Annotated in this window: 5 protein-coding genes and 1 pseudogene; 3 read left to right on the top strand and 3 right to left on the bottom strand. The window is 42.1% G+C overall.

Features of this window, described 5'->3' with window-relative positions; translation table 11 throughout:
* Positions 1-998 (top strand): annotated as a pseudogene (locus HWQ41_RS30620) (ribosome assembly protein 4); the annotation flags it as partial.
* Between the two features lie 332 nt (positions 999-1,330).
* A complete protein-coding gene (locus tag HWQ41_RS30625) occupies positions 1,331-2,284 on the top strand; it encodes an alpha/beta fold hydrolase (protein WP_292771436.1) in 954 nt (317 codons plus the stop codon).
* A gap of 63 nt (positions 2,285-2,347) precedes the next feature.
* Here HWQ41_RS30625 and HWQ41_RS30630 read toward each other — a convergent pair whose 3' ends face one another.
* Positions 2,348-2,716 (bottom strand): phospholipid-binding protein, encoded by a 369-nt coding sequence (locus HWQ41_RS30630; RefSeq protein ID WP_292771439.1) that lies wholly within the window; start codon positions 2,714-2,716, stop codon positions 2,348-2,350.
* Positions 2,717-2,985: 269 nt separating this feature from the next.
* Here HWQ41_RS30630 and ilvN point away from each other — a divergent pair, with 269 nt between their 5' ends.
* Positions 2,986-3,504, top strand: a complete 519-nt coding sequence (ilvN, locus tag HWQ41_RS30635) for an acetolactate synthase small subunit (protein ID WP_292771441.1) — start codon at positions 2,986-2,988, stop codon at positions 3,502-3,504.
* A 431-nt stretch (positions 3,505-3,935) separates the two neighbouring features.
* Here ilvN and HWQ41_RS30640 read toward each other — a convergent pair whose 3' ends face one another.
* The gene (locus tag HWQ41_RS30640; protein ID WP_292771444.1) at positions 3,936-4,802 is read right to left on the bottom strand and encodes a DUF4435 domain-containing protein; all 867 of its coding nucleotides are present in this window, start codon (positions 4,800-4,802) and stop codon (positions 3,936-3,938) included.
* The gene (locus HWQ41_RS30645) at positions 4,799-6,151 is read right to left on the bottom strand and encodes an AAA family ATPase (RefSeq protein ID WP_292771447.1); all 1,353 of its coding nucleotides are present in this window, start codon (positions 6,149-6,151) and stop codon (positions 4,799-4,801) included. The genes HWQ41_RS30640 and HWQ41_RS30645 overlap by 4 nt, the downstream gene beginning before the upstream one ends.
* Positions 6,152-6,675 lie beyond the last annotated feature (524 nt).

Consider the following 6,675-nt stretch of genomic DNA (forward strand, 5'->3'; position numbering starts at 1 on the left):
GCGCCAGTTTTAGCCCGGATGGCAAACGCATTCTCACCGCCTCAGCAGACAACACAGCGCGGTTGTGGGACATCTCCGGTAAGCAAATCGCCGAACTCAAAGGGCATACCAGCTATGTCTACAGCGCCAGTTTTAGCCCGGATGGCAAACGCATTCTCACCGCCTCAGCAGACAACACCGCGCGGGTGTGGGACATCTCCGGTAAGCAAATCGCCGAACTCAAAGGGCATACCGGCAGAGTCAACAGCGCCAGTTTTAGCCCGGATGGCAAACGCATTCTCACCGCCTTAGCAGACAACACCGCGCGGGTGTGGCGGGCTGACACCCTTGATGAACTGTTGTCTCGCGGTTGTCAATGGCTGAATGATTATCTTGTCACCAATCCCAAAGACTTGGAAACATTAGAGGTCTGCCAAAATAAATCTAACTTAATAGCAGCAGCACCGTTTTTAGTTCAAGAAGGTGAAAACGAAGCCAGAGAGGACAATATTGATAATGCAGTTGCGACCTTTCACACAGCCTTCAAATGGAATCCCAGTTTAAAATTTGACCCCAAGATAAAAGCACAAGAGTTTGCTAACAAAGGAAACGCGGAACGTTTGATTGCAGAAGGAGAGACAATTATTCGAGATGGTGAAGTCAAGGAAGCACTAGCAGATTACGCAGAAGCCCAAAAGTTAGATCCCAACGGGGAAATTTCTGCCGATTCTTGGAACACACTTTGTCGCCAAGGTAGTCTGGGAGGATATGCCAAGAATGTGTTATTTGCCTGTGACAAAGCCGTTGCCCTTGCACCTGAAAATGGGTATATTCTTGATAGCCGGGGAGTGGCAAGGGCGCTGACAGGCAATACCCAAGGAGCGATTACTGACTTTGAAGCATACATCGCCCAGAGTGACGATAAAGATAGTAAATCACAACGGCAGCGCTGGGTGAAAGATTTACGGGCGGGGAAGAATCCGTTTACAGATGCAGAGCTTGAGAAGTTACGGAAGTAGTTTTAACCTCTTTCCAAACCTCTCCCCTCTTAGGCTACGGTGTACGCACAAGTCTTCTAGAGTTGCACCATAGACTTTTGATCCCCCCAACCTCCCTTAAAAAGGGGGGCAAAAACTTCTCAAAGTCCCGCTTTTTAAGGGGGATTTAGGAGGATCTACAACGATTTTGGTTTTGCACAGATATCTGTGTACACCATAGCCTCAGAGGGGAGAGGCTTTGAATCTTACTCCCCTTCCCTTGCAGGGAAGGGGCTGGGGGTTAGGTTTTTCCATATAATGTGAAAAATCAAAGTTTTATAATAGAATTTCACGCTGATAAATCGGAGGTAAGTGTGACCACTGCGGTACACTGGCAGGAACGGGTTGGTAATCAAAGGGATTGGGTTTGGCGCGGCTGGCAAACCCGCTACACTTACATTCGTCCTAGCCAAAATCACCACCAGACAACACCCCTGATATTGCTACATGGCTTTGGCGCTTCTATTGGTCATTGGCGACATAATTTAGAGGTGTTGGGTGAACATCACACAGTCTACGCCATAGATATGTTGGGTTTTGGCGCTTCTGAAAAAGCCGCAGCTAATTACAGCATCGAATTCTGGGTTGAGCAGGTTTACGATTTCTGGAAAACATTTATCCGTGAACCAGCGATATTAATAGGCAATTCTAATGGTTCACTGATTTCTATGGCCGCCGCCGCCGCTCATCCCGATATGGTGCGGGGTATGGTGATGATGAGTTTACCCGACCCGTCATTAGAGCAAGAAGCAATTCCGCCTGTGCTGCAACCAGTTGTCAGAGCAATTAAAAATATTGTTGCTTCGCCGTTGATACTTAAACCTGTGTTTAACTTCGTGCGCCGTCCAGGGGTGCTGCGTCGCTGGGCTAGTCTCGCCTACGCTAACCCAGAGGCGATTACCGATGAACTGATAGAAATTTTAGCTGAACCTCCCCTAGACCGGGGTTCCGCGAGAGCTTTTAGTGCCTTGTTTAAAGCTGCGATCGGAATTAACTTTAGTCCCAGTGTCAAGAAAGTATTACCAACCTTAACAATTCCGATGTTGTTAATTTGGGGAGAAAAAGATCGGTTTGTTCCCCCAGCCCTTGCTAGCCAATTTGCCCAGTACAACGAGAAATTGGAAGTGCTGAAATTGGAGGATGTAGGGCATTGTCCCCATGATGAATCTCCACAACAAGTCAACCAAGCTATTTTAGATTGGATTGAGAGATGGGTTAGCGTAGGCGAAGCCCGCCGCAGGCATCGCCAACCGTTGGTTATTCCCTAAATGTTATGCAATGGGTGCGATCGCGTCAGCTAGTACCTTTACCACGATTGAATTTCTTAACACTTAGCCAATCGTGGCTTGGTTAGTGTCAACATCTGTAGTACCATTCACTGAACGGGCTACAGAAGTCATTTTGTTGAGAATTTCTTGACTAGGAACTTTACCTTTCAATACTACAGTGCTGCCTGTCTGAGCAACCCAAAGGGTATTAACATCGTCGAGTTGGGGGTCTTCATCAAATGCCAACGCTACCCGCTTTGCTAAACCACTTTGGTCGTATTCTCCGTTTAATCCCAGACGTTCTGGCGGTATTGATTGAGTAGCAGTAGGTGCAACGCTAGTACTCGGAGCTTGCGCTATTGCCTGTGGAGTCGGATTTATTTCGGCATTTTGAGGTTTTTCCATTCCAAACAATCTTTGTAACCAACCCATAAAAACCTTTCTCCTATTAGAGGCTCATCAAACCTGAGTATAAAAGCTTTACAAAAATGCCGCATCTGCCAATCAAAAGATATGCATCAATGAAATTCCGGCTTGCAGTATGATTTCTGCCCAATTTCTCTCTATAAAATGCAATGAGTGCAACTATTAAGTTTAAAATAGAAGGTCGCACTGACTTTTTTAGTGCGGTAGTACCTCTAGCCTAGCCGTTAGTTAGTGTCTGCGTTCCTCAATTCCTGCTCTAGCCTCTATTGGCGAAGATGAAACATACCCTTTCAGTTCTCGTAGAAGATGAGGCGGGTGTTCTTTCCCGCATTTCTGGTTTATTTGCGCGTCGCGGCTTTAATATTGAAAGCCTTGCCGTTGGGCCTGCTGAACAAGGAGGAGTCTCCCGAATTACGATGGTTATACCTGGTGACGATCGCGTCATCGAGCAACTCACCAAGCAACTGTACAAGTTAGTCAATGTCCTTAAAGTCCAGGACATTACCGAAACTCCTTGCGTCGAGAGGGAATTGATGCTTTTGAAGGTGAATGCTAGTAGCAGCAATCGCTCAGAAGTGATTGAACTGTCTCAGATTTTCCGGGCGCGAGTTGTGGACGTGGCGGAAGATTCTCTCACCTTAGAAGTTGTGGGAGATCCAGGTAAAATGGTAGCGATCGTGCAGGTGTTGCAAAAATTTGGTTTGAGAGAAATCGCCCGCACTGGCAAAATTGCCCTAACTCGTGAGTCGGGTGTGAATACCGAGTTACTCAAGTCTTTGGAAGCAAAGGTTTAGTTGGGAACTTAAATAAAGGCTTGTAAATAATCAACTTGTGGGGGCGAACATCTGTGCGCCCCCAACGTGTGTTGCATCCATAGACGCGTACCCGTGAGCTAGTGAATTGAGTGGGTTTCCTGATTTAAGAAGTAATAATAACTATATAATTAAGCATATGCGGTTAGGTCTTTTTATATGTACGAGTTACGAGTATTGGCAATAGTTATGTTAGCTTTTATGCCTTTATAGCAGGCTTATTAAACGGCTTAGATAAAAAGCTTTTAAAAATATGCGGCAAAAGTGCAGGGCCTGGTAGAAAGATAATACCCATGCGGCCGACGCATTAATAATGTAGGTTTGCGATCGCCTGATTTTCTACCGACACCAACACTCTTCAAACGCTGGCGTGTCAAAAATAAGAATACTATACATAGTTTACGAATTTGGTATTATGTGTCATTCCGCAAAACCCTAAATGGCTGATTATTGCTTTCCCATATCCGAATGTCCAAGTAGAGTTGTGTTTGGCGAAAATAGATTTCTTCGTAAGCAAGCCGCAAACTACGTTCAAGACTGTTCGGTTCAACATCAGCAGCTTTGTTAGAACCAAGCACTCTGCGTAAGCTAAACGACAGAATTTCCACCAAATTATGACCACAGCAGATTTGCCACGGATCATGGTTATTGCTTTTCTGACTATTTAGCTGTTGTCGTAAATCTTCGTCTTTCAAAGAGAAAGCTTGGGATTTATTCTTAACCTCCTGAATCAGCTTGACTTCATCAATTTGCAGAGTTTGCTCATCAATGAACTTGCTAAATATAATACCCTCAAAGGTTAGGTTTAATCCGTCACACTTAGAAATCCAAAGCAAATAACCTATCGACATTCCATTTTCAAGTAATACTAATCTTACGTCTCGATTAAACTTGCCAATTTTTTCTTCAGAACCAAACTCAGAGAGTACTTTGTTAAATGCTGGTGAGTTAATCAGCATAGTTTCAAGGTCATGGCTGTCGGTGCGGAGTAGATTAGGACTGGTGTATAACAAAGTTTCAAGGCGATCAAAATCTGCATCAACAATCGCTAAAACTCCCTGAAAATTTGATTTTTCCAAAATTTGTAAAATGTCAATAGCACGCTGTTTACTAGAGGGTTTTCCTGATGTTTCGACTAACTCACAAACTAATTGATCAACAAATCGCTTATAGAAATTTGTATCAGAACTTCCTTCCACTAATAGAAAATTTCCAGTATATGTGCTTCGTCGTAATCGTATTTGGTTAGCAACACGGTCAACTGTCAGAAAATCTTTCACTTTTGTGGCCCTTTCAGTTCAACCGTCAAATCCCAGCGATCTTGAATGATATCTGGTGAATGAGTAGCCATTAGTATATTTAAATCTGCAAGCTGTGTAATGTCTTGTAAGTCCTTTAAAAACTGAACCTGCCATCCTACATGAAGAGATAATTCCGGCTCATCGATTAAGACTAGGGAGTTAGGTTGAACTTTAAATAGTAATTCATATAAAAGAACTAACTCATGTTGTTCGCCAGATGACAAATCTGTTGGTGAAAGAGCTTTTGAATTAGATAATGGAGAGTCATAACTTGTTGTGACAACGAATCCCTTTTCTTTACTAAAGTTTATCTCTTTGTAAGAATAGGCAAATTTATTATTAATAATTTTCCTTAATAAATCAATCTTACTTGCTATTTCAGCAAAAACGCTCAACTTTTTTTCTACATCTTGAACATATACCGACAGAGCATTTTTGGTGCTTTCATCTATATCTTGAGGCTGGATTTGAAATTCTGCATCTTCATCTTTATCTAAAAGACCTACTTCTATGAGACGAGAACGAGTCGCTTCAAGTTCGTTTAGTTGATGACGAAGTTGTTCATCTGTTAAATCTGTGGATGGCTGTTGCTTAACTACTCTAACTGGAAAAGTTCTGTCAAGAGATTGAGATATTGTACCGTATTCTTTAAATTTATCTTGCATCAGTTTAGCAAGTTCATCAGAATAGACAGACACAGTTGGCAATGTTGAAGGTGTTTCAGCAGACCGTTTGGAAGAACGATTAGAAACTAAATTAAGCAACCGTTGTGATTCAATGAGACGAATATGAATCTTGCTTCTCAAGTTTTCTAGCCAATCAGGTTCTTCTTGTGACTTAAATGATGAAGGCAATAAATTATCAAAACGTTCTAAAACTTGTTCTAAAGAAAGAGTTTCTCCAGTAGGATCATACAGCCATTTTCGAGGAGATATTCGTTCTAAGCCTGGTATAATCTTATCTATAATAACAATCCTAACGTCTAGATCACTAATAATTTTCATTGGTTTTATAGGAAAAGAATCTTGCTCTGAATCAGGCTGATAAAAATTGAAAATAATATTATTATTTTTTGATTCCTCTGCATTATCGGTATTTTTTATTTCAAGACTACTATTATTATCAAATTCAAATCGAAAAGTTCTAAATGGTATGGTTTTCAATTCTGCATTTCGGGAGTTAAAAAAACTATTGACAATTCTTAATATGGCTGTTTTTCCAAAACCATTTGGGCTATGAATGATGGTGATTCGTTCATCTATATTCAATGGAATCACATGGTCAAAAATTCCAAATAAGCCACTGACAGAAATTTGCTTAATCTGCATAGTCATTTAGTCCTATAGGCATTGGCTTCATGACTTTGATTGTAACTTCTATATTTCTCTGGAAAGCACAGGAAACACAGAGTTGCATTCTACGCCAATCCCATATCTACATTAGCCCTTGCATAAACCATCAATCAATGCGATCAAGAACAATAGGCCACATTACTTACTTCACTGTCGGCGAGCGCAAACCGTCTCCATGAGAATTCCTTGGCGCGGACAGAAACAGGAAGTGCGATCGCTTGCTTCTATAGCAGTTGCCAGGTAGCGGTTGACATAAGCTAATCATAAAACACTGACACCAAGAGACTTTCAAGCCTGTTAAGAGTTCCCTATTCCCTGTTCCCTGCTATATCTTGTCAACCGAGAACTAGTTGATGCGTACATAAAGGAAGGTAAAGGGGGACACGGCAACGTGTCCCCCTAGTGAGCAGAAAAAGTATTCTTGAATCTGCCTTCTGATGTCAGTACAATCTTTAAGTTGATAACGTTCTTATTTAATACTGACTCCTAGCGTATAGGAA

Source organism: Nostoc sp. NOS(2021), from assembly GCF_017115025.1.
In the GTDB taxonomy this organism is placed as follows: Bacteria; Cyanobacteriota; Cyanobacteriia; order Cyanobacteriales; family Nostocaceae; genus Nostoc.

Coding starts and splice junctions, on each gene's coding strand:
- HWQ41_RS30630 (WP_292771439.1), bottom strand. CDS start 2,716: ATGGGTTGGTTACAAAGATTGTTTGGAATGGAAAAACCTCAAAATGCC.
- ilvN (WP_292771441.1), top strand. CDS start 2,986: ATGAAACATACCCTTTCAGTTCTCGTAGAAGATGAGGCGGGTGTTCTT.
- HWQ41_RS30645 (WP_292771447.1), bottom strand. CDS start 6,151: ATGCAGATTAAGCAAATTTCTGTCAGTGGCTTATTTGGAATTTTTGAC.